This window comes from Pseudomonas sp. SAS7 (assembly GCF_052112345.1).
GTDB lineage: Bacteria > Pseudomonadota > Gammaproteobacteria > Pseudomonadales > Pseudomonadaceae > Aquipseudomonas > Aquipseudomonas putida_Q.
In genome coordinates this window covers 16,172-38,969 of sequence record NZ_JBEGGO010000011.1, presented here as the reverse complement: position 1 = coordinate 38,969, position 22,798 = coordinate 16,172, and the positions used below count along the sequence as shown (strand labels likewise).

At 63.1% G+C, this 22,798-nt stretch carries 16 protein-coding genes; 7 read left to right on the top strand and 9 right to left on the bottom strand.

Annotated features, from left to right (window positions below):
* Positions 1-68: 68 nt before the first annotated feature.
* The 4 genes from ABI582_RS18305 to ABI582_RS18290 all read right to left on the bottom strand — a co-directional run bounded on the left by ABI582_RS18305 (position 69) and on the right by ABI582_RS18290 (position 3,225).
* Entirely contained in the window at positions 69-1,004 is a 936-nt protein-coding gene (locus ABI582_RS18305; RefSeq protein WP_338744841.1) for an AEC family transporter, read from the bottom strand.
* A 1-nt stretch (position 1,005) separates the two neighbouring features.
* Positions 1,006-1,881, bottom strand: a complete 876-nt coding sequence (locus ABI582_RS18300) for a carboxylate/amino acid/amine transporter (protein ID WP_442119882.1) — start codon at positions 1,879-1,881, stop codon at positions 1,006-1,008.
* 321 nt (positions 1,882-2,202) lie between these two features.
* On the bottom strand, positions 2,203-2,802 hold the full coding sequence (locus tag ABI582_RS18295) for an FMN-dependent NADH-azoreductase (protein ID WP_338744843.1): 600 nt from the start codon (positions 2,800-2,802) through the stop codon (positions 2,203-2,205).
* A 108-nt stretch (positions 2,803-2,910) separates the two neighbouring features.
* A complete protein-coding gene (locus tag ABI582_RS18290; protein WP_024717905.1) occupies positions 2,911-3,225 on the bottom strand; it encodes a hypothetical protein in 315 nt (104 codons plus the stop codon).
* A 48-nt stretch (positions 3,226-3,273) separates the two neighbouring features.
* Here ABI582_RS18290 and ABI582_RS18285 point away from each other — a divergent pair, with 48 nt between their 5' ends.
* The 4 genes from ABI582_RS18285 (at position 3,274) to ABI582_RS18270 (ending at position 7,470) form a co-directional block, all read left to right on the top strand.
* Positions 3,274-4,197, top strand: a complete 924-nt coding sequence (locus ABI582_RS18285; RefSeq protein WP_019473600.1) for a LysR family transcriptional regulator — start codon at positions 3,274-3,276, stop codon at positions 4,195-4,197.
* A 13-nt stretch (positions 4,198-4,210) separates the two neighbouring features.
* The gene (locus tag ABI582_RS18280) at positions 4,211-5,023 is read left to right on the top strand and encodes an alpha/beta fold hydrolase (protein WP_442119881.1); all 813 of its coding nucleotides are present in this window, start codon (positions 4,211-4,213) and stop codon (positions 5,021-5,023) included.
* Positions 5,017-5,574, top strand: coding sequence for a peptidylprolyl isomerase (locus ABI582_RS18275; RefSeq protein ID WP_442119880.1), 558 nt, complete (start codon positions 5,017-5,019; stop codon positions 5,572-5,574). Before ABI582_RS18280 ends, ABI582_RS18275 begins: the two co-directional genes overlap by 7 nt.
* Before the next feature lie 63 nt (positions 5,575-5,637).
* Positions 5,638-7,470 (top strand): ABC transporter ATP-binding protein, encoded by a 1,833-nt coding sequence (locus ABI582_RS18270; RefSeq protein ID WP_442119879.1) that lies wholly within the window; start codon positions 5,638-5,640, stop codon positions 7,468-7,470.
* A gap of 164 nt (positions 7,471-7,634) precedes the next feature.
* Here the strand turns inward: ABI582_RS18270 and ABI582_RS18265 are convergent, their stop codons facing one another.
* On the bottom strand, positions 7,635-8,762 hold the full coding sequence (locus ABI582_RS18265) for a GNAT family N-acetyltransferase (RefSeq protein ID WP_442119878.1): 1,128 nt from the start codon (positions 8,760-8,762) through the stop codon (positions 7,635-7,637).
* Between the two features lie 262 nt (positions 8,763-9,024).
* Between ABI582_RS18265 and ABI582_RS18260 the strand changes: the two genes are divergently transcribed.
* On the top strand, positions 9,025-10,269 hold the full coding sequence (locus ABI582_RS18260; protein ID WP_016488555.1) for a putative porin: 1,245 nt from the start codon (positions 9,025-9,027) through the stop codon (positions 10,267-10,269).
* 188 nt (positions 10,270-10,457) lie between these two features.
* Here ABI582_RS18260 and ABI582_RS18255 read toward each other — a convergent pair whose 3' ends face one another.
* Together ABI582_RS18255 and hrpA are read right to left on the bottom strand one after the other, a co-directional pair.
* A complete protein-coding gene (locus tag ABI582_RS18255; RefSeq protein WP_442119877.1) occupies positions 10,458-11,579 on the bottom strand; it encodes a beta-ketoacyl-ACP synthase III in 1,122 nt (373 codons plus the stop codon).
* Positions 11,580-11,754: 175 nt separating this feature from the next.
* Positions 11,755-15,660, bottom strand: coding sequence for an ATP-dependent RNA helicase HrpA (gene hrpA / locus ABI582_RS18250; protein WP_442119876.1), 3,906 nt, complete (start codon positions 15,658-15,660; stop codon positions 11,755-11,757).
* Between the two features lie 571 nt (positions 15,661-16,231).
* On the opposite strand from hrpA, the gene ABI582_RS18245 reads away from it, so the two are divergent.
* Both ABI582_RS18245 and ABI582_RS18240 read left to right on the top strand, forming a co-directional pair.
* On the top strand, positions 16,232-17,596 hold the full coding sequence (locus ABI582_RS18245; protein WP_049276585.1) for a glutamine synthetase family protein: 1,365 nt from the start codon (positions 16,232-16,234) through the stop codon (positions 17,594-17,596).
* A 24-nt stretch (positions 17,597-17,620) separates the two neighbouring features.
* Positions 17,621-18,928 (top strand): NAD(P)/FAD-dependent oxidoreductase, encoded by a 1,308-nt coding sequence (locus ABI582_RS18240; RefSeq protein WP_258653609.1) that lies wholly within the window; start codon positions 17,621-17,623, stop codon positions 18,926-18,928.
* Between the two features lie 158 nt (positions 18,929-19,086).
* Here ABI582_RS18240 and fadD1 read toward each other — a convergent pair whose 3' ends face one another.
* Entirely contained in the window at positions 19,087-20,784 is a 1,698-nt protein-coding gene (gene fadD1 / locus ABI582_RS18235) for a long-chain-fatty-acid--CoA ligase FadD1 (protein ID WP_442119875.1), read from the bottom strand.
* 293 nt (positions 20,785-21,077) lie between these two features.
* Complete coding sequence (fadD2, locus tag ABI582_RS18230; protein ID WP_353455837.1) at positions 21,078-22,766, bottom strand: long-chain-fatty-acid--CoA ligase FadD2; 1,689 nt, start codon at positions 22,764-22,766, stop codon at positions 21,078-21,080.
* Positions 22,767-22,798 lie beyond the last annotated feature (32 nt).

Below are 22,798 nucleotides of genomic sequence, written 5' to 3'. Positions count from 1 at the left end.
CTACAGGATGTACGCGTTCCCTGTAGGAGCAGCCTTGTGCTGCGAATGGGGCGCAAAGCGCCCTCGAATCACCCCGCATAACCCAGCAGATACAACAGCCCGGTCAAGGTCACCAGCGAAGCCACGGTCGACAACAGGATCGTCCGCGAAATCAGCCCCGCCTCGCGGTTGTAATACTCCGCCAGCATGAACGGCCCAGTGCCGGTCGGCAGGGCCGCCAGCAGCACCGCCGAAGCCGCCCACATGCTCGGCAGGCTGAATACCTTGTATGCCAGCACCCAGGTCAACGCCGGCTGCCCCACCAGCTTCAAGGCCACCAGTGGCCACGGGCTGGCTGGCGCACCCGCACGCTTTTCTGCCAGGAATGCACCCAGCGATACCAAGGCGCACGGCGTGGTGGCCAGCGCCAGCATGTCGAGAAAATGCAGCACCGGCTCGGCCAGACCCAACCCGCTCATGGCCCACCCCGCCCCCACCAGCGGCGAAATCACCAGCGGGTTCTTCGCCAACGCCTTGCCAACGACCACCACGGCGCGACCGATATGCCGCTCCTCCTGTAGCCCGACCTCGATCAGCGTCAGCGAAATGGCGAACACCAGGCACACCACGATCAACGATGAGATCAGCGCCGGCTGCAAGCCCGCCTGGCCGAACAGCAGCAGGCACAACGGGATGCCTATATAGCCGGTGTTGGCATACCCCGCACTCAGCCCGTCGATGCTCGACGCTACAAGGCCATGGCCGCTGTTCAAGCGCCACAACAGCGTGACCACGAACATGGCCAGGGCGCCCGTGCCGAAGGCCGCGATGAAACCCGGGTGCCAGATCTCGCTCCAGGTGGCAGTGGCCGTTACCTTGAACAGCAACGCCGGCAGGCACAGCCAGACCACCATCTTGTTGATTTCGGCGGCGGCCTTGTCACCCAGTTTGTTGGTCTTGCGGCACAGATAACCGACCAGGATCAGGGCGAAGATCGGCGCAACAATGACGAATATGGTGTGCATGTCAGGCCTTGTTGGCCAGCGGTGCCTGCGCGTGTGCGCCCAACCGGCTCAGCCACACCGACGCCAGGATGATCGCACCGCCGATGAACAGCCGCCCCAGCGGCTCGTGCTGGTTCCAGATCAGCAGGTTCAGCAGCAACCCCACCGGCACATGCAGGTTGTTCATGACCGCCAGCGTACCGCCAGAAACCATGCACGCGCCCTTGTTCCACCAGTACAGGCCCAGCGCCGTCGGGCACAGGCCCAGGAACAACAGCACCAGCCATTGCACATCGGTACTCGGCAGGTGCTGGGCATTGCCGAACAGCAGGAAGGCCGGCAGCACCACCAGCAAGGCGCCCAGGTAGAAGTAGCCAAAGCGGGCGTAGTGCGGCAGGTCACTGGGGTTGCGCGCGACCAGGTGGCGGTACAGCACCTGGCCGGCGGCGTAGGTGAAGTTGGCCAGTTGCAGCAGCAGGAAACCGATGAAAAACTCGCCGCTGATGCTGTCGAAGCGGATCACCGCAGCCCCGGCTACAGCCACCAGCGCCGCCAGCAGTGCCCATGGGTTGAAACGCCGGTTCATGGCGTCTTCGATCAACGTCACGTGCAACGGCGTGAGGATGGTGAAAAGCAGCACCTCTGGCACCGTGAGTACGCGGAAGCTCAGGTACAGGCAGACGTAGGTGATGCCGTATTGCAGTGCGCCGATCAGCAGCATCGAGCGCATGAAACGCGGTTCGACCTGGCGCCAGCGGGTCAGCGGCAAGAATACCAGGCCGGCCAGCAGCACCCGTGCGAGCACGGCGAAGTAGCTGTCGACGTGCCCGGCCAGGTACTCGCCGATCAGGCTGAAGGAAAACGCCTGGATCAGCGCGACGATTATCAGGTAGCCCATGGTTGCCTCTCGTAATCAAGGCCGCGACCTTAGCGGGTTGCGGTAAATGAGTTCAACCATGAGGAATGTAGGGGTGACGGCGAACGCGGTCTTTGTGGGAGCGGCCTTGTGTCGCGAAAGGGGTGCAAAGCAGCCCCGGCAATATGTGCTGCTGTGCAGAAATCCTGGGGGCGCTTCGCACCCCTTTCGCGGCACAAGGCCGCTCCTACACAGAGCACAAGCAGACCGCATATGCACAAAAAATAAAAAAGCCCGGCCATTGGCCGGGCAGTACACCCAAAGGAGCAAAAACAGGTGTCAGGGTTGGGAATTCGTGAAGCCTCAGGCCACCGCCGCCAGCCTGGCCTTGGCCTGGTTGACGCCCTTCTCGTGGAACTCGCCGCTCATGTTCAGGCCTTCGGCATGGATGAAGTCAACATCGTGAATGCCGATGAAAGCCATCACCTGGCGCAGGTACGGTTCCTGATGGTCGCTGGTAGCGCCAGCGTGGATACCGCCGCGGGCAGTCAGGACGATGGCGCGCTTGCCGGTCAGCAGGCCCTGCGGGCCAGTGGGGGTGTACTTGAAGGTGATGCCGGCACGCAGCACGTGGTCCAGCCAGGCCTTGAGGGTGCTGGGGATGGTGAAGTTGTACATGGGCGCAGCCATCACCAGCACGTCGGCAGCCAGCAATTCATCAGTCAGTTCGTTGGAACGGGCCAGCGCATCCAGTTCGGCGGCGCTGCGCAGTTCTTCGGGCTTCATCCAGCCACCCAGCAGGTTGGCGTCCAGGTGCGGCACCGGGTTTACGGCCAGGTCACGCACAGTAATCTGATCAGCCGGGTGAGCGGCCTGCCATTGCTGAATGAAATCACGGGTCAGCTGACGGGAAACGGAATCCTGCTGGCGGGCGCTGCTTTCGATGATCAGTACGCGGGACATGGGGTGCCTCCATCGGCGAAAAGGGTGCGATTCGATGGAGGTGAGATTAAGGCTTGACCTATCGATAAAAAAGCGTAAAAAGTGGGTTCAATCAATCGATTAATCAGTTTATTCCGGACTGCAGTTCACGGCGATCCGTAGTTTGATGATCTGCCTGTTGAATTTGGCAGTGACATCCACGCTTTTGCCGGCCGGTACATTCACCCGGCGTACCCGCGGTGCTTCCGGGCCGTTGCGGAAGGTGACCTTGCACGCCGCCGGTACTTGCCCATAGTTGTTCAGGGTAATGGCGCCAATGTCGTAGGCCGTGTCATAGGCGGTGTAGTCGAGCTTGACTCCGGTCAGTTCCTTCTCCACATCGATGGGATAGGCCATGGCCCCGAGGGGCAGGCACATCAGTATTGCCGCACAACATTTCTTCATGGGCCGCTCTCCTTGAAAGAGCGCAGCTTAGGACAACAGGAGCGAAAGATGAAAGCGCCGCGCGTAACCCTTGACCAGTGGCGAACCCTGCAAGCAGTGGTCGATCACGGCGGGTTTGCCCAGGCCGCCGAGGCACTGCACCGTTCGCAGTCCTCGGTCAGCTACACCGTGGCCCGCATGCAGGAACAACTGGGCGTGCCACTGTTGCGCATCGACGGCCGCAAGGCGGTGCTCACCGAGGCGGGCAACGTGCTGCTGCGCCGCTCACGCCACCTGGTCAAGCAAGCCAGCCAGCTCGAAGACCTTGCCCACCACATGGAACAAGGCTGGGAAGCCGAGGTGCGGCTGGTGGTCGATGCCGCCTACCCCAGCGCCCGCCTGGTACGTGCCCTGGCCGCGTTCATGCCGCAAAGCCGCGGCTGCCGGGTGCGCCTGCGTGAAGAAGTGTTGTCTGGCGTAGAAGAAGTGATGCACGAAGGTATCGCCGACCTGGCCATCAGCAGCTACAGCATTGGCGGCTACCTGGGCGCCGAGCTGAGCGCGGTGGAGTTCGTCGCCGTCGCCCACCCTGAACACAGCCTGCACCGCCTGGGCCGGGAACTCACCTTCCAGGACCTGGAAAGCCAGCTGCAGGTAGTTATCCGCGACTCCGGCCGCGCGCAGCCACGCGACGTCGGCTGGCTGGGTGCCGAGCAGCGCTGGACCGTCGGCAGCCTGGGCACCGCCGCCACCTTCGTCAGCAGCGGCCTGGGCTTTGCCTGGCTGCCCCGGCACATGATCGAGCGCGAGCTGGCTGAAGGCGTGCTCAAACCGCTGCAACTGGATCAGGGTGGCAGCCGTCACCCACTGTTCTACCTTTATTCGAGCAAAGAGAAGACCCTGGGCCCGGCCACGCAGATTCTCATCGACCTGCTGCGCAACTTCGACACCGCGCCACTGGACGTGCCCTTCGCAGCCCCCCCGCAAGCCTGAGAGGACCGCGCCCATGGCCTATTTCGAACACGAAGGATGCACACTGCATTACGAGGAATATGGCCAGGGCGAACCCTTGGTGTTGCTGCACGGCCTGGGCTCCAGCTGCCAGGACTGGGAGTTGCAGGTGCCGGTGCTCAGCCGTCATTACCGGGTGATCCTCATGGACATCCGCGGCCACGGTCGCTCCGACAAGCCGCGCGACGGTTACCAGATCGCCACCTTCAGTGCCGACCTGCTGGCCCTGCTCGAACACCTGCACACGGGCCCCGTGCACTTCGTGGGCCTGTCCATGGGCGGCATGGTGGGTTTTCAGTTCGCTGTCGACCACCCGCAGTGGCTGCGCAGCCTGTGCATCGTCAACAGCGCCCCCGAGGTCAAGCGCCGTACCCGCAGTGACTGGGCCTGGTGGCTCAAGCGCTGGGGCCTGGCGCGCCTGCTCAGTGTCGAAACCGTCGGCAAGGGCCTGGCCGAGCGCCTGTTCCCCAAGCCCCATCAAGCAGACTTGCGGCAGAAGATGGCCCAGCGTTGGGCGCGCAATGACAAACGCGCCTACCTCAAGAGCTTCGACGCCATCGTCGACTGGGGCGTGCAGGAACGCATCGGGCAAATCTACTGTCCTACCCTGGTGATCGCCGCCGACCACGATTACACCCCGATACAACTGAAAGAGCGTTACGTCGCCCTGATGCCCAACGCCAGGCTGGTCGTTGTCGACGATTCCCGGCACGCTACGCCACTCGATCAACCCGAGGTCTTCAACCAGACCCTGCTGCAGTTCCTCGCAGCCGCTTCCACCTCTCAAGGATCTTTGAGCCCATGCTGAAAAAACTTCTGCTCACCGCCTGCTCGGTCGCCTTCGCCACCAGCGTCATGGCCTCCGACAAGACCCCGCACGTCATGCTGGACACCAGCTTCGGCCAGGTCGAAATCGAGCTGAACGCCGAGAAGGCGCCGATCAGTACCAAGAACTTCCTCGAGTACGTCGACAGCGGCTTCTACAACAACACCATCTTCCACCGCGTGATCCCGGGCTTCATGGTGCAGGGCGGTGGTTTCACCGAGCAGATGAATCAGAAGCCAACGAATGACCCGATCCGCAACGAAGCCGGCAACGGCCTGCTGAACACCCGCGGCACCCTGTCGATGGCGCGCACCTCTGACCCGAACTCGGCGACCAGCCAGTTCTTCATCAACGTGGCCGACAACGACTTCCTCAACCCGGGCCGAGACCGTGGCTACGCCGTGTTCGGCAAGGTGACCAAGGGCATGGAAGTGGTCGACCAGATCGTCAACTCGCCCACCACCATCAAAAAAGGCATGCGTGATGTACCGACCGACCCGGTCTACATCAAGTCGGCCAAACGCATCGACTGACCGCAGGCTGCACAGGGACGTGCAACCGCCTGAGGGCCGGATGGAACAGGAGTGTCGTTACCCATGCTGTACCGTCGTTTTGAACAGCTGATCGATATCTTTCGCGAAGCACCCAGTGAATCGCCCCCCACCACCGTGTGGCCGTTCTACCTGTATTACCTGCGCCAGGTCTGGCCCAGCTTCCTCGCCCTGCTGGTGGTCGGCCTGTTCGCCTCGCTGATCGAGGTGGCGATGTTCAGCTACCTCAGCCGCATCATCGACCTGGCCCAGGGCACGCCAAATGCCAGCTTCTTCAGCGAGCACAGCGGTGAACTGATCTGGATGCTGGTGGTGATCCTGCTGCTGCGGCCGTTGTTTTTCGGCCTGCACGACCTGCTGGTACACCAGACCATCAACCCCGGCATGACCAGCCTGATCCGCTGGCAAAACCACACCTATGTGCTCAAGCAGAGCCTGAATTTCTTCCAGAGCGACTTCGCCGGGCGCATTGCCCAGCGCATCATGCAGACCGGCAACTCGCTGCGTGATTCTGCCGTGCAGGCGGTGGACGCGTTGTGGCATGTGCTGATCTATGCGATCACCTCGCTGGTGCTGTTTGCAGAAGCCGATTGGCGCCTGATGCTGCCGCTGCTGGTCTGGATCGCCGGCTACATCGCCGCGCTGTTCTACTTCGTGCCACGGGTCAAGGAGCGCTCGGTGATCTCGTCCGATGCCCGCTCCAAGCTCATGGGGCGTATCGTCGACGGCTACACCAATATCGCGACGCTGAAGCTGTTCGCCCACACCGACTACGAGCAGCAATACGCACGTGAAGCGATCCGCGAGCAAACCGAGAAAACCCAGCTGGCCTCGCGGGTGATCACCAGCATGGACGTGGTCATCACCACCCTCAACGGCCTGCTGGTGGTCGCCACCACAGGCCTGGCGCTGTGGCTGTGGAGCCAGTCGCTGATCACCGTTGGCGCCATCGCCCTGGCCACCGGCCTGGTGATCCGCATCGTCAACATGTCGGGCTGGATCATGTGGGTGGTCAACGGCATCTTCGAGAACATCGGCATGGTCCAGGACGGCCTGCAAACCATCGCCCAGCCGGTTACCGTCACCGACCAGCCCAACGCGCCGGCGCTCAAGGTCAGCCGCGGCGCGGTGCATTTCGATGATGTCGACTTCCACTATGGCAAGGCTGCCAATGTGATCGAAGGGCTCGACCTGAACATTCGCCCGGGCGAGAAAATCGGCCTGATCGGCCCGTCCGGGGCAGGCAAGTCGACCTTGGTCAACCTGCTGCTACGCCTGTATGACGTGCAGGGCGGGCGCATCCTAATCGATGGCCAGAACATTGCCGAAGTCAGCCAGGCCAGCCTGCGCGCACAGATCGGCATGATCACCCAGGACACCTCGTTGCTGCACCGCTCGATCCGCGACAACCTGCTGTACGGCCGCCCCGATGCCAGCGAGGCGGAGTTGCACGAAGCCGTTCGCCGCGCCCGCGCCGACGAGTTCATCCCGCAGCTGTCGGACGCCCAAGGGCGCACCGGCTTCGATGCCCATGTGGGTGAGCGCGGGGTCAAGTTGTCGGGCGGCCAGCGCCAGCGCATCGCCATTGCCCGGGTGCTGTTGAAGAATGCGCCGATCCTGATCATGGACGAAGCCACTTCAGCGCTGGACTCGGAGGTGGAGGCAGCCATCCAGGAAAGCCTGGAGACGCTGATGCAAGGCAAGACCGTGATCGCCATTGCCCACCGGCTGTCGACCATTGCGCGGATGGACCGGCTGGTGGTGCTGGACAAAGGGCGGATTGTCGAGAGCGGCAGCCATGCTGAGTTGCTGGAGCAGCAGGGGTTGTATGCCAGATTGTGGCATCACCAGACTGGGGGCTTTGTCGGGGTCGACTGATCTGCGCTACGGCGCGCTTCTTGTAGGAGCGGCCTTGTGTCGCGAAAGGGCTGCGCAGCAGCCCCAGGCTTTCAGCTTCGCAGCAATAATTGCCGGGGCCGCTTTGCGGCCCTTTCGCGACACAAGGCCGCTCCTACAGGGATCGCGCTGCAGCCGAAGACGCATCAGGCCCGGCGGTAAGGCAACATTCCCCGCGCCTCCTCGGCATACCCCCTCACCCCTTCCCGCTCCTGCAGCAGAAAATCCTCCACCGCCCGCCGCAACCCCGGGTGCAGCAGGTAATGCCAGGACCGCGTCAACACAGGCTCAAACCCGCGTATCAGCTTGTGCTCGCCCTGCGCCCCGGCATCGAAACGCTGGTAACCCTCGGCAATGGCAAAGTCCATGCCCTGGTAAAAACACGTTTCGAAATGCAGCCGGTCGAATTCATCCAGGCACCCCCAGTAGCGGCCAAACAGGCTGTCGCCCCCCACCAGGCTCAAGGCCATTGCCACATCGCGCCCACCCTGACGGGCCATGACCACACGCAGCGCCTCGGGCATGCGTTCGGCCAGCAGGCTGAAAAACTCGCGGGTCAGGTAAGGCGCGCGTCGGCGCACCGCATAGGTGTTGGCATAACACTGAAAGACGAAATCCCACTGTGCCTCGTCCAGTTCATCACCGCGGTACCACCGGAATTCGATGCCCTGCCCTGCCACCTGCTCACGCTCCTTGCGCATCTGCTTGCGCTTGCGCGAGCTCAGGCTGTCGAGAAAATCCTGGAAGTCGCGGTACCCCCGGTTTTGCCAGTGAAACTGGCAACCCAGGCGCTCCATCCACCCGGGCAGGCCCGCCAACTGCGCGTCCAGCGCCGGGTCGGTGAAGTTGATGTGTGCACTGGAAAGGCCGCCCTTGCCCAGATACTCCGGCAGGGCCTGCAGCATCAGTAAACCGTCAGCCGGGTCGGCCGTCAGCAGGCGTGGGCCGCTGACCGGGCTGAACGGCACGGCGCCGAGCAGCTTGGGGTAGTAGGCAATACCGGCCCGCTCACAAGCATCGGCCCAGCCATGATCGAACACATACTCGCCAAACGAGTGCCACTTGCGGTACGCCGGCAACAGTGCCCGCACCTGCCCGTCACGCTCCAGCACCAGGTGCTCGGCGGCCCAGCCGGTGTTGCGCTGCACGCTACCGCTGTCTTCCATCGCGCTGAGGAAGGCATGGCGCAGGAACGGTTGGCCCGCCGGCACCAGGGCATCCCAGGTGGCCGCCGGAAGATCACGCAAATGGGCAAGGCTATACAGGCTGGTCACGGTTTCGGCTCGCTGTCTGAAGGCGTTCAGTATCCCCAAGGAACGCTCGACACTCAAATGACGAACGCCGGGCTGATCCTTTTATTCTCAATTACTTAACAGCAGTGCCACTAATTAGACATTAATCTGTCATTGGCCCCCGCAATACTTGCGCCTGTTTTCCGGAACCCCAGAACCTGTCTATTCAGGCCCTTTCCGAAGACATGCCAACGCAGGGGCAGGCGCTTGAGCCTCCCCCATTTTTTTCAGTAGGGAGAACCTTATGCGTCTTGTTTCTACACTTACCGGAGTAAGCCTCACCGGCATGATGCTGGCTCTGAGCGCCCCGGCCAGTGCTGCTGTCGACGCCAAGCTGCTCGAAATGCTCCGCGCCAACGGCTCGATCAATCAGGCGCAGTACAACGAACTGCAGGGCGACCTGGCAAAAGAAACCAAGGAAAAGGCCGACCAGAAAGCTCAGTCCGAACGTATGAGCTCCTTTGAACAAAAAGTGGCATGGGCCGCCAAGACCCAGATCAAGGGTGATGTGCGCCTGCGTTACGAAGACGTCAACGTCGACAACCCGATCTCCCGCAGTGGCAACCAGGACCGTGAGCGCGTGCGTGCCCGTGTCGGTTTCTACAGCGAGATCAACCCACAGGTCGACGCCGGCGTGCGTGTGGCCACCGGTAGCAGCGCCGATGCCCGCTCGACCAACCAGAGCCTGGACAACTACTTCGAGAAGAAATCGCTGTGGGTCGACCTGGCCTACCTCGACTGGCACCCGACTGCCGTGCCTAACCTGCACCTGATCGGCGGCAAGATGATGCAGCCATGGGTGAGCATGGGCGACATCATCTGGGACAGCGACATCAACCCGGAAGGCGTGGCCGCAACCTACAAGACCAACCTCGGCCCGGCCGAAGTGTTCGGCAGCATCGGCCACTACAACCTGAAGGACAACGTAGACGGCGACGGCGTGCAGTACAAGCACGACGCGCAGCTGTATGCGGCCCAGCTGGGTACCAAGTTCAACGCGGCTGACACCGTCAAGGTGACCGTGGGCGGCAGCATCTACGGCTACGACAACGACAAGGCCTCGGCTGCCCTGGCCTCGCTGGGCAACACCACCAACGAGTTCCAGCTGGTGGAAGGTTTCGGCCAGGTCGACTTCACCGGCTTCGCCATCCCGCTGTCGGCTTACGGTCAGTTCGTCAAGAACACCGAAAGCACCGATGGCAAGGACAAGGCCTGGCTGGCTGGCCTGAAGAGCAAGATCGGCGCCTGGAGCCTGGACTACAACTACCGCGACGTACAGCGTAACGGTGTAGTGAGCCTGTTCACCGACTCCGACTTCGGTAACGGCTTCACCGGTTCCCGTGGCCACAAGTTCAAAGTGGGTTACGAAATCGACAAGAACTTCGCCCTGGGCGCGGCCTACATGATGGCCAAGACCGACTACTCCAACCTGCCGAACAGCGATGCTGACGTAGACACCCTGCAGGTGGACCTGGAAGCCAAGTTCTAAGCGTCACCCTCTCTGCTTCAAGCTGAAGCGGGAAACGCCGACCCCATCCGGCGTTTCCCGCTTTTTTTTGCCTGTGAAATTCGCAGCACAAGGCTGCTCCTACAGGGGGACGCGATCCTTGTAGGAGCAGCCTTGTGCTGCGAATGGGCCGCAAAGCGGCCCCGGCTATCTCGGATCTGACCAGGCAATCAGCGCTTGCGCAGAATCACGCTACCAATCGAATACCCCGCACCAAACGAGCTCAACACGCCCAGCGAGCCCTTGGCCAGGTCATCCTGGTACAGGTGGAAGGCAATCACCGACCCCGCCGAACTGGTGTTGGCATAACGGTCGAGAATCACCGGTGCATCTTCCTCGGCCACTTCACGCCCCAGCAGCTTCTTGACGATCAGGTGGTTCATGCTGAGGTTCGCCTGGTGCAGCCAGAAGCGCTTCACATCGCTCGGCTGCAGGCCGTTTTCCTGCAGGTGCTCACCGATCAGCTCGGCCACTTTCGGGCACACCTCGCGGAACACCTTGCGGCCTTCCTGGATGAACAGTTTGTCTGCCGCACCCTCACCCTCTTCCGCTGCACGGTTGAGGAAGCCGAAGTTGTTGCGGATGTTGTTGGAAAACTCGGTCCACAACTTGCTGCTGACGATGTCGAACTGATGCGCCGAGGTGGCCTGGTCGGCACGCTCGATCAGTACCGCGGTGGCGGCATCACCGAAAATGAAGTGGCTGTCACGGTCGCGGAAGTTCAAGTGGCCGGTGCACACCTCCGGGTTGACCATCAGCACCGCGCGCGCCTGGCCCAGGGCCACGCTGTTGGCGGCGGTCTGGATGCCAAAGGTGGCGGACGAGCAGGCCACGTTCATGTCGAAGGCAAAGCCCTGGATGCCCAGCGCCTGCTGCACTTCGATGGCAATGGCCGGGTACGGGCGCTGCAAGTTGGAGCAGGCGACGATTACCCCGTCGACATCGGCAGCGGTGCGGCCGGCGCGCTCCAGGGCCTGGCGGGCAGCGGCCACGGCCATTTCGCAGAGCACCGACGGTTCGTCATTGGAACGCTCTGGCAGGCGTGGCTTCATGCGCTGGGGGTCGAGGATGCCGGCCTTGTCCATGACGAAGCGGCTCTTGATGCCCGAGGCCTTTTCGATGAATGCCGCGTCGGACAACGGCGCCGCTTCGACTTCACCGCGCTCGATGGCGGCGGCGTTGTCCTGGTTGAACTGCTGCGACCAGGCGTTGAAAGAGGCCACCAGTTCTTCGTTGGAAATGCTCTGGGCCGGGGTGTACAGGCCGGTGCCGCTGATCACGACGTTATACACGGTCGTTCCTCTGGTCAAAGGCCATCGCCACGGGGCGCTGGCTGGAAATATGGCAAGTTAATGGCACTTTAGTGCCAATTCAGGGGCGTACGCTCATCCCTGTGGGAGCGGGCGTGCCCGCGAAGGGCCGCAAGGCGGCCCCAAATTGCATCAATATTGCCACAACTGTAGAAGTTTAGCCTTCCACCTGACTCCACTGTTTGCTCAATCGCTTGTCGGAAATCGGCACCTTGGTCCCCAACTGCTGGGCAAACAACGACACCCGATATTCCTCCAGCCACCAACGGTACAAAGCCAGTTGCTCATCACGCTTGCCCTCTTGGGCATGCTTGTCGGCACGGGCCTTGTACTGCGCCCACAGGTTGGCCAGCTCGCCGGACCAGACCCGGTCCTTCTGCACTTGCGAACCCAGCTTCTCAAGGCGCAGTTCCACCGCCTTGAGGTAGCGTGGCAGCTCCTTGAGCCAGGCCCCAGGCGTTTCGCGCACAAAGCCCGGGTACACCAGGTTACCCAGCTGCTGCTTGATGTCGTTCAGCGCCACCGCCTGGCTCAGATCGATCTTGCCCTTGAAGCGCTTCTGCAGGCCATGCCAGAGTTTCAGCACCTCCAACGTCAGGCGTGCCAGGCGCTCGGCATGCTCGGCCCAGCTGCCGCGCTTGCGCTCAGCCAGCCCGGCCAGGGCCGCGCCATCACGAGGCAGTGGTTGTTCGCCCTCGAGAATGCAGCTGTCCAGGCTGGCCAGCAGAATGTCTTCGACCAGCGCCTCGACCCGGCCCATGTCACGGTACAGCAGGCCCAGTTCGGTCAGCCCCGGCAGCTTGCCGCGCAGGAACTTGGCCGGCTCGGCCAGTTGCTGCAGCAACAGCCGTTGCAACGCGCGGCGGTGCTGGAACTCGGCTTCGGCCTGGGTCGAGAAGCGCCCTTCGCGCACGGTGCCGTTGTCTTCGACCAGCGCCGGGTACACGGTCATCGACAGCCCTGCAATCTTCTGCTGGGCGGTCTGTTTCACTTCGCTGAAGGCTTTGGCCTGCACCGGTTGTTCGCTTTTGGCATCACGTGGCACCGCCAGCGCTGCCTGGCTGGCAGCGGCAAAGCGTGCGGTCAGCTCGGCCAGATCGCGGCCTTCTCCAAGGAACTTGCCTTGGCCGTCGACCACTTCGATGTTCATCCGCAGGTGGCCTTCGACCAGTTTGACCGATTCTTCCCAGGCCTCATCGGACACCCGCGCACCGGTCATGCGCAACAGCTCCTGGCCCAAGGCCTGTGGTAGCGCCCCTTGACCAAAGGTCATGCGCGCCAGGGAGGCCTTGACGAAGTCCGGCACCGGCACGAAGTTCTTGCGCAGGGCCTTGGGCAGGTTGCGCACCAGCGCCACGCACTTGGCTTCCAGCAGGCCTGGCACCAGCCATTCCAGGCGCTCGCCGGGCAGGCTTGGCAACAGCGGTGCCGGCACCCGCACAGTCACGCCGTCACGCGGGTGGCCGGGCTCGAAGTGGTAGCTCAGCGGCAGGCGCAGCTCGCCCACCTGCATGCTGTCGGGGTACTGCGCTGCGGTTACCTCGCTGGCCTCGCGGGCCAGCACGTCTTCCTCGCGCATGATCAGCAGGTTGGCGTCCTTCTGGCTGCCCATGCGGTACCAGCTGTCGAAGGTCGCGGTCTGGTGAATCTCCGCCGGCAGGCGCGCTTCGTAGAAGGCGTACAGCGTTTCTTCGTCGGCCAGGATGTCGCGCCGGCGGGCCTTGGCCTCCAGCTCGTCAAGTTCCTCAAGCAGGCGTTTGTTGGCCGTCAGGCACTTGGCCCGCGACTGGATTTCACCCCCCACCAGGCCTTCGCGGATAAACAGCTCGCGCGAGGTAACCGGGTCGATCGGGCCGTAGTGCACCGGGCGGCGGCCAACCAGAATCAGGCCGTACAAGGTGATCTGCTCATAGGCCACCACCTGCCCGCGCTTTTTCTCCCAGTGCGGTTCGAAGTGGTTCTTCTTGACCAGGTGGCCGGCCAGCGGCTCGATCCAGTCCGGCTCGATCTTGGCGACCATGCGCGCATACAGCTTGGTGGTCTCGACCAGTTCGGCGGCCATTACCCACTGCGGGCGCTTGCGCCCCAGGCCCGACGACGGGTGTACCCAGAAGCGCCGTTGACGGGCACCCTGGTAGTCGCCCTCTTCGGTCTTCTGGCCGATCTGGCTGAGCAGGCCACTGAGGATGGCCTTGTGCATCTTCTGGTAGTCGGCCGGTTCCTTGTTCACCGTCAACTGCAGGTCACGGCAGATCAGTGCCAGCTGGCGGTGAGCATCGCGCCATTCACGCAGGCGCAGGTAGTTCAGGAAGTTCTTGCGGCACCAGTTGCGCAGCGGGTTGGCCGTCAGTGCCTGGCGCTGCTCTTCGAACCCACGCCACAGGTTGACCAACGCGGCGAAGTCGGAGTCCACGTCCTTCCACTGTGCGTGGGCCTGGTCGGCGGCCTGTTGGCGCTCCGGCGGGCGTTCGCGCGGGTCCTGCACCGACAGCGCACTGGTGACGATCAGCACTTCCTGCAAGCTGCCCAGGCGTGCGCCTTCGAGCAGCATGCGGCCCAGCCGCGGGTCGACCGGCAAACGTGCCAGCTGGCGGCCGATCGGGGTGAGCTGGTTCTCGCGGTTGACCGCCGACAGCTCTTGCAACAGGTTGAAGCCATCGCTGATGGCCTTGCCATCCGGCGGCTCGATGAACGGGAAGGCATCGATCGCGCCCAGGCGCAGGTGCAGCATCTGCAGGATCACCGCCGCCAGGTTGGTGCGCAGGATCTCCGGGTCGGTGAACGCAGGCCGGCTGTTGAAATCTTCTTCGCTGTACAGGCGTACGCAGATGCCGGGTTCGACCCGGCCGCAGCGGCCTTTGCGCTGGTTGGCACTGGCTTGCGACACTGCCTCGATGGGCAGGCGCTGTACCTTGGCGCGGTAGCTGTAACGGCTGATGCGCGCGGTACCGGTGTCGATCACATAGCGGATGCCAGGCACGGTCAGCGAGGTTTCGGCAACGTTGGTGGCCAGCACCACGCGGCGCCCGGTGTGCGGCTGGAAGATACGCTGCTGCTCGGCCGGCGACAGGCGCGCGTACAACGGCAAAATCTCGGTGTGGCGCAGCTGCGCCTTGCGCAGGATCTCGGCGGCATCGCGGATTTCCCGCTCGCCCGGCAAAAAGATCAGCACATCGCCCGGGCCCTTGCCCTCACTGCGCTCATGGTGCGCCAGCTCATCCAGGGTGGCGAGGATGGCCTGGTCGACGGTGAGGTCGTCCTCGATCTGGTTGCCTTCCTCGTCTTGCTCGCTGGTCAGCGGGCGGTACCAGGTTTCTACCGGGAAGGTGCGCCCGGACACCTCGATGATTGGCGCGTTATCGAAGTGCCTGGAGAAGCGCTCCAGGTCGATGGTCGCCGAGGTGATGATCAGCTTCAGGTCTGGCCGGCGATGCAGCAGGGTCTTCAGGTAGCCGAGCAGGAAGTCGATGTTCAGGCTGCGCTCGTGTGCTTCGTCGACAATGATGGTGTCGTAGCGCTCCAGCAGGCGGTCGTGCTGGGTTTCGGCCAGCAGGATGCCGTCGGTCATCAGCTTGACCAGGGTGTTGGAATCGCTCTGGTCTTCGAAACGCACCTGGTAGCCGACCAGCCCGCCCAGGGGCGTGCCCAGCTCCTCGGCAACCCGCGCCGCCACGCTGCGCGCGGCGATCCGGCGCGGCTGGGTGTGGGCGATCAGGCCATGGCTGCCACGGCCCAGCTCCAGGCAGATTTTCGGCAACTGGGTGGTCTTGCCCGAGCCGGTTTCGCCGGCGATCACCAGCACCTGGTTTTCGGCCAGGGCCTTCTTGATCTCATCACGCTTGGCGGCGATCGGCAGGTTGTCGTCGTAGCGCACGGTCGGCACGCTCTGCTGGCGCGCGGTGACCTGGGCGCAGGAGGCCTGGACCTTTTCCACCCACTGCGCCAGCTTCGCCTCGTCGGGGCGCTTGCGCAGTTCGTGCAGTTGCCGGCGCAGGCGATGGCGGTCGGCAATCATGGCGTGGTCGAGGTTTTGCAGCAGTTTGTCGATGGCGTGGTCAGTCATGGGGCTTTTTAGTGATGCAGGTGAGCCTGCTTTTTCATGATCGGCATTCGAAGGATGCGCGATTGTCGCAGATTTGGGCCTACTTTGCTGTCCAGGCTGGCACGGTCCCTGTAGGAGCGGCCTTGTGCCGCGAATGGTCCGCAAAGCGGACCCAGCAATTTCAGCAGCACCACTGAAAACCTGGGGCCGCTTTGCGGCCCATTCGCGGCACAAGGCCGCTCCTACAGGGATTGTATAGCGGGTGAAAGTTTAGCAAGGGCATATGTAAAGGTTGCCATTCACTGCTTTAATCAACCTTACGCCGCATGTGAGTATCAAAGGCATGACTCCCGTCCAGCCCATCGCCCCACCGCCGTCCCGCCCTTCGCTCCCGAAGGCCCGGAGCCGTGCCGGGGAAAATCCGCTGGTTCACATCATCCTCGCCTTCTGGGCTTTGTGGCACTGCCGCCACGCGCGCCCACCGGACACCTCGCTCACGCCGTTGTGACCAAACCCGGCCTCCTCTGGCCGTTTGACTCAACTGGGCCGCCTGCTTGTGCGGTGGCCCTGTGCGCCCGTGAGCGAATCTATCATGCACTTTGCACCCGTAGAGCAGGCTTCCCGTTTCCTGGCCGAAAACCCCGATATCGAGCTGTTCGAGCTATTTATCCTCGACGCCAACGGCGTACCGCGCGGCAAGCTGTTGCACCGCGAGGAACTGCTGGCCGTTTACCAGACCGGCCGGCCGCTGCCCAGCACCATCCTCGGCCTGACCCTGAACGGTGACGACGTGGAAAACTCGGGCCTGGTGTGGGACGTGGGCGACATCGACTGCCGCGCCTACCCGCTTGAAGGCAGCCTGGTGCGCTTGCCCTGGCGGCGGGTGCCAACCGCTGCCGTGCAGGTCAGCATGCACCCGAGCGAAGGCCTGCCGGCCAGCATCGCCGACCCGCGTCATGTGCTGCTGCGCACCATCGAAGCGCTGAAAGCCGACGGCTACCACCCGGTAATGGCCTGCGAGCTGGAATTCTTCCTGCTCGACCAGCAACGCGATGCCCAGGGCCGCCCCCAGCCGGCGCTGGACAACGATGGTGGCCGCCCGCGCGCCACTCAGGTCTATGGCCTGCGTGAGCTGGAGCAGATCGAACCGTTTCTTGCCGACCTGTACGCCGCCTGCAAGGCCCAAGGCATTCCGGCGCGTACCGCCATTTCGGAATACGCCCCAGGCCAGGTGGAAATCACCCTGGAGCACGGCGATGCGCTGCAGGCAATGGACCAGGCCGTGCGCTACAAGCGGCTGGTGAAAGGCGTGGCCCATGCCCACGGCATGCAGGCCTGCTTCATGGCCAAGCCGTTTGCCAACCTGGCCGGTACCGGCATGCACATGCACCTGAGCCTGGCCGACAGCGCGGGCAACAACCTGTTCGCCAGTGAAGACAAAGCCGGCACCCCGCTGCTGCGCCAGGCTGTGGCCGGCATGCTGCGCCACCTGCGCGACTCGCTGCTGCTGTTCTGCCCCAACGCCAACTCGTTCCGCCGCTTTCAGGCCAACAGCTATGCGCCGCTGGCACCGACCTGGGGCGTGGACAACCGCACCGTGAGCCTGCGCGTGCCAGGCGGCCCGGCCAACAGTCGGCATGTGGAACACCGCATCTGCGGCGCCGACGCCAACCCGTACCTGGCTGCAGCGGCGATTCTCGCCGCCAGCCACCGGGGCATCCGCGAACAGCTGGACCCGGGCGCACCGGTGGAAGGCAACGGCTATGCCCAGGCCACCGAACACCTGCCCACCGACTGGCTGACTGCCCTCGATGCCCTGCAACATTCCCATTGGGCCCGCGAAGCATTGGGCGAAGACTTCCTTGGCGTGTACCTGAAGGTCAAACGCGCCGAGTACCGCCAGTTCATGGCCGAAGTCAGCGAGCAGGACTGGCGCTGGTACCTGCACCAGGCCTGAGCCCCTACATAACAAGGAACACCCATGAACGCAGTATTGAACAAGGGCCCGGCGCAGCGTGCGCCGTCCTACTACAGCGCCACCCTCAACGACCACACCGAGTACCCGCAGCTCAAGGGCACGGTGCAGGTGGATGTGGCCATCATCGGCGGCGGCTTCACCGGCGTCGCCACGGCGGTGGAGCTGGCCGAACGTGGCCTGAAGGTGGCCATCGTCGAAACCAACCGCATCGGCTGGGGCGCCAGCGGGCGCAATGGCGGCCAGGTCACCGGCAGCCTGTCGGGCGACGAGGCCATGCGCACGCAGATGCGCAACCACCTGGGCGCCGACGTCGACGATTTCATCTGGCACCTGCGCTGGCGCGGGCACCAGGTGATCGAACAGCGCGTGGCGCGCTATGGCATCGACTGCGACCTCAAGCACGGCCACCTGCATGCGGCGATGAAGCCCTCGCACATGGACGAGCTGCGTGCCTTCGAGGCCGAGGCCCGCCGCCGCGGCATGGGCGAGCAGGTGCAATTGCTCGACCGCGCGGCAGTGGCCGAGCACCTGCAGAGCCCGCTGTACCTGGGCGCGTTGAAGAACCTGCGCAACCTGCACCTGCACCCGCTTAACCTGTGCCTGGGTGAGGCCCGCGCTGCCCACAGCCTGGGTGCGCTTATCTTCGAGAACTCCGAGGTGCTGGACATCGTCCACGGCCCGCGCCCGGCGGTGGTCACCGCTCACGGCCGGGTCGAGGCACGCCAGGTGATGCTGGCCGGCGATGTGTACCACAAACTGGAAAAGCGCCAGCTCAAGGGCAAGATCTTCCCCGCCATGGGCGGCATCGTCACCACCGCGCCGCTGGGTGAGCTGGCCGAGCAGATCAACCCGCAGGACCTGGCGGTGTACGACTGCCGCTTCGTGCTCGACTATTACCGCCTGACCGCCGACAAGCGCCTGCTGTTCGGGGGTGGCGCCAACTACTCGGGGAAGGATTCACGCGACATCGAAGGCGAACTGCGCCCGTGCATCGAACGCACCTTCCCGGCCCTCAAAGGCGTGCCCATCGAGTTCCAGTGGAGCTGCGCCATGGGCATCGTGGTCAACCGCATCCCACAGCTGGGCAAGCTGTCGGACAACGTGTGGTACTGCCAGGGTTATTCGGGGCACGGCATTGCCACCAGCCACATCATGGGCGAGATCATGGCCGAGGCGTTGACCGGGACACTGGAGAAGTTCGACACCTTTGCCCAGTGCAAGCATGTGCGGGTGCCGATGGGGGATTTGCTGGGCAACCCGCTGCTGGCGGCGGGGATGTGGTACTACCAGATGCTGGAAAAACTGCGCTGAGCCTGAAAGCGGTGCAACCTCTGTAGGAGCGGCCTTGTGCCGCGAAAGGGCCGCAAAGCGGCCCCAGGTTTTCAGTGGTGTTGCTGAAATTGCTGGGGCCGCTTTGCGGCCCTTTCGCAGCACAAGGCTGCTCCTACAGGGACCGCGCTGGCGGGGCGTCAGGCGATCTTCTTCAAGCCTTGCTTCTTGAGCTCTTCATCGCGCAGCTCGCGGCGCAGGATCTTGCCCACGTTGGTGGTCGGCAGCGAATCGCGGAACTCGATAAGACGCGGCACCTTGTAGCCGGTAACGTTGGCACGCATGTGCTCCATCACCTGCTCCTTGGTCACGGTCATGCCCGGCTTGACCACGATGAACACCTTGATCACTTCACCCGACTTCTCGTCCGGCACACCAATGGCTGCACACTGCAGCACGCCTGGCAAGGCCGCCAACACGTCTTCCAGCTCGTTGGGGTACACGTTGAAGCCCGAGACCAGGATCATGTCCTTCTTGCGGTCGACGATGCGCATGTAACCGTCGGCCTGGATCAGGGCGATATCACCGGTCTTCAGCCAGCCTTCGCTGTCGAGGATCTCGGCGGTGGCATCTTCGCGCTGCCAGTAGCCCTTCATCACCTGCGGGCCCTTGACGCACAGCTCGCCCACCTCGCCCAACGGTAGCTCGTTGCCAGCGTCATCGATGATCTTGCACAAGGTCGACGGCACCGGAATGCCAATGGTACCCACCTGGTTGGCTTCTGCCGGGTTCACCGCCGCCACCGGGCTGGTTTCGGTCATGCCGTAGCCTTCGCAGATGGCACAGCCGGTAACGGCCTTCCAGCGCTCTGCCACGCTCAGTTGCAAGGCCATGCCGCCCGACAGGGTGATTTTCAGCGCCGAGAAGTCCAAGGCACGGAACGCCTCGTTGTTGCACAGGGCAACGAACAGGGTGTTGAGGCCGACAAAGCCGCTGAACTTCCACTTGCCCAGTTCCTTGACCATGGCCGGCAGGTCACGCGGGTTGCTGATCAGCACGTTGTGGTTGCCGATCAGCATCATCGCCATGCAATGGAAGGTAAAGGCGTAGATATGGTACAGCGGCAGCGGGGTGATGAGGATTTCGCAGCCTTCGTGCAGGTTAGCGCCCATCAGCGCCCGGCACTGCAGCATGTTGGCCACCAGGTTGCGGTGGGTCAGCATGGCACCCTTGGCCACGCCGGTGGTGCCACCGGTGTACTGCAGCACGGCCACGTCGTTGGCCTGCGGGTTGGCCTCGGTCACCGGCTGGCCCTTGCCCAAGGCCAGGGCATCGTTGAAGCGCACGGCCTGCGGCAGGCTGTAGGCCGGCACCATCTTTTTCACGTACTTGATCACGCTGTTGATCAGCAGGCGCTTGAGCGGCGGCAGCAGGTCGGCCACTTCGGTGACGATGACATGTTTGACCTGGGTCTTGGGTACCACCTTTTCGGCCAGGTGGGCCATGTTGGCCAGGCACACCAGGGCCTTGGCGCCGGAGTCGTTGAACTGGTGTTCCATCTCCCGCGCGGTATACAGCGGGTTGGTGTTGACCACGATCAGCCCGGCACGCATGGCGCCGAAGACCGCGACCGGGTATTGCAGGACATTGGGCAGTTGCACGGCAATGCGGTCACCGGGCTTGAGGTCGGTATGCTGCTGCAGCCAGGCGGCAAACGCCCCCGACAGCGCATACAGCTCGCCATAAGTGATAGTCTTGCCCAGGTTGCTAAAGGCCGGTTTGTCGGCAAAGCGTTGGCAGGATTGCTTGAGTACTGCCTGGATATTGGGGAATTCGTCAGGATTGATTTCCGCCGTAACCCCGGCTGGGTACTTATCCTTCCAAAAATTTTCGATCATGGAAGCCCACTCCTTCAGCAACAGCGAAGTTCGATTGGCGCGTCGATGCGCTTATTATTGATATGAGACGGCGGTTCGTTGCAAACCGGATCGTCTGAAAGCGGGCCGAGAGTAACAGCTTTGCCTGGGGTCGCCTAGAGGCCAAAACAGGCCTTGCAGTCACAAAAATGACTCAATGAACAATACAGGTCATTTTTAGAGTTTTTAACCAAAATGTCGCAGATCAGGCTGTAATCCTCCTGTTAGAGCGGTTTTGAAGCATTCGCGGGCAAGCCCGCGAAGCCATCCCGGTATCACGCTATATCGCGCAGCTCCCGCCGCAGGATCTTGCCCACCGGCGTCATCGGCAACGAATCACGCAGCACGATGTGTTTGGGTACCTTGTAGCCGGTGAAGTTGGCTTTGCAATAGGCCTTGAGCTCATCCACGCTAACCCCGCCCTCGCGCGGCACCACGAACAGCTTCACGGCCTCGCCGGAGCGCTCGTCCGGCACGCCGATAGCGGCACAGTTGGCAACCTTGGGGTGGCCCATCACCACGTCCTCGATCTCGTTGGGGTACACGTTGAAGCCCGAGACGATGATCATGTCCTTCTTGCGGTCGACAATGCGGGTGAAGCCGTCCGGGTCGATCACCGCGATATCCCCGGTCTTGAACCAGCCGTCCGCATCCAGTGCTTGAGCAGTGGCCTCAGGCTGCTGCCAGTAACCCTTCATCACCTGCGGGCCCTTGATGCACAACTCGCCCCGCTCGCCCAGCGGCAATTCGTTGCCGTCATCGTCGATCACCTTGAACGCGGTACCCGCCACCGGGATGCCCACCGTACCCAGGCGCGCCAGCTGGCCATAGGGGTTGGTGCTGGCCACCGGCGAAGTTTCTGTCAGGCCGTAGCCTTCGACAATGCGGCACCCGGTAAGGGCCTCCCAGCGTTCGGCAGTGGCCTTGACCAGCGCCGTGCCGCCGGAGTTGGTGACCTTCAGCGCCGAGAAATCCAGCTGGCGGAAACCGGGATGGTCCATCAGCGCGACAAACAGTGTGTTCAGCCCTAACAGCGCGGAGAAACGCCACTTGCCCAGCTCCTTGATGAAGCCAGGGATGTCCCGTGGGTTGGTGATCAGCACGTTGTGGTTACCGGTGACCATCATGCACATGCAGTTCGCGGTAAAGGCATAGATGTGGTACAGCGGCAGGGGCGCGATCATCACCTCCTGGCCGTCCTTGAGCAGCTTCTGCCCGTCGGGGCCGTGCTGCGAGAAGCAGGCGAGCACCTGCAACATGTTGGCCACCAGGTTGCCGTGGGTGAGCATGGCGCCCTTGGCCAGGCCGGTGGTGCCGCCGGTGTACTGCAGCACGGCAATGTCGTCCAGGCTCAACGGCACCGGTTTGGGCGACTGCTCGCGGCCCTGGCGCAGCACCTGCTTGAACGCTATCGCCTGAGGCAGCTGGTAGGCCGGTACCATCTTCTTCAGCTTGTCGACCACGGTGTTGATCAGCCAGCCCTTGGCGGCGGGCAACAGGTCGCCCATCTTCGCCTCGATCAGGTACTCGATGCCGGTATCGGGCAGCACCTCCTGCACACGCTTGCCGAACATGTTCAGGTACACCAGCGCACGTGCGCCACTGTCCTTGAACTGGTGGCGCATTTCGCGCTCGGTGTACAGCGGGTTGGTGTTGACCACGATCAAGCCGGCGCGCATGGCTCCAAAGACGGCGATCGGGTATTGCAGCACGTTGGGCATCTGCACCGCGATGCGGTCGCCCGGCTTGAGGTCGGTGTGCTGCTGCAACCAGGCAGCAAAGGCTGCCGAATGGCGCTCCAGCTCCGCGTAGGTCAGGGTCACGCCCAGGTTGCTGAACGCCGGGCGGTCGGCGAAGCGCTTGCAGGAGCGCTCGAACACCTCGACGACCGAGGTGTAGGCATTGATGTCGATGGTGGAAGGCACGCCCGCCGGGCGCTTGTCATTCCAGAAGTCGGCTTGCATTTATTATTGTTCCTCTGCCTGGACCTGCACTG

Coding starts and splice junctions, on each gene's coding strand:
- fadD1 (WP_442119875.1), bottom strand. CDS start 20,784: ATGATCGAAAATTTTTGGAAGGATAAGTACCCAGCCGGGGTTACGGCG.
- ABI582_RS18270 (WP_442119879.1), top strand. CDS start 5,638: ATGCTGTACCGTCGTTTTGAACAGCTGATCGATATCTTTCGCGAAGCA.
- ABI582_RS18285 (WP_019473600.1), top strand. CDS start 3,274: ATGAAAGCGCCGCGCGTAACCCTTGACCAGTGGCGAACCCTGCAAGCA.
- ABI582_RS18295 (WP_338744843.1), bottom strand. CDS start 2,802: ATGTCCCGCGTACTGATCATCGAAAGCAGCGCCCGCCAGCAGGATTCC.
- ABI582_RS18290 (WP_024717905.1), bottom strand. CDS start 3,225: ATGAAGAAATGTTGTGCGGCAATACTGATGTGCCTGCCCCTCGGGGCC.
- hrpA (WP_442119876.1), bottom strand. CDS start 15,660: ATGACTGACCACGCCATCGACAAACTGCTGCAAAACCTCGACCACGCC.
- fadD2 (WP_353455837.1), bottom strand. CDS start 22,766: ATGCAAGCCGACTTCTGGAATGACAAGCGCCCGGCGGGCGTGCCTTCC.
- ABI582_RS18280 (WP_442119881.1), top strand. CDS start 4,211: ATGGCCTATTTCGAACACGAAGGATGCACACTGCATTACGAGGAATAT.
- ABI582_RS18275 (WP_442119880.1), top strand. CDS start 5,017: ATGCTGAAAAAACTTCTGCTCACCGCCTGCTCGGTCGCCTTCGCCACC.
- ABI582_RS18300 (WP_442119882.1), bottom strand. CDS start 1,881: ATGGGCTACCTGATAATCGTCGCGCTGATCCAGGCGTTTTCCTTCAGC.
- ABI582_RS18260 (WP_016488555.1), top strand. CDS start 9,025: ATGCGTCTTGTTTCTACACTTACCGGAGTAAGCCTCACCGGCATGATG.
- ABI582_RS18305 (WP_338744841.1), bottom strand. CDS start 1,004: ATGCACACCATATTCGTCATTGTTGCGCCGATCTTCGCCCTGATCCTG.
- ABI582_RS18245 (WP_049276585.1), top strand. CDS start 16,232: ATGCACTTTGCACCCGTAGAGCAGGCTTCCCGTTTCCTGGCCGAAAAC.
- ABI582_RS18240 (WP_258653609.1), top strand. CDS start 17,621: ATGAACGCAGTATTGAACAAGGGCCCGGCGCAGCGTGCGCCGTCCTAC.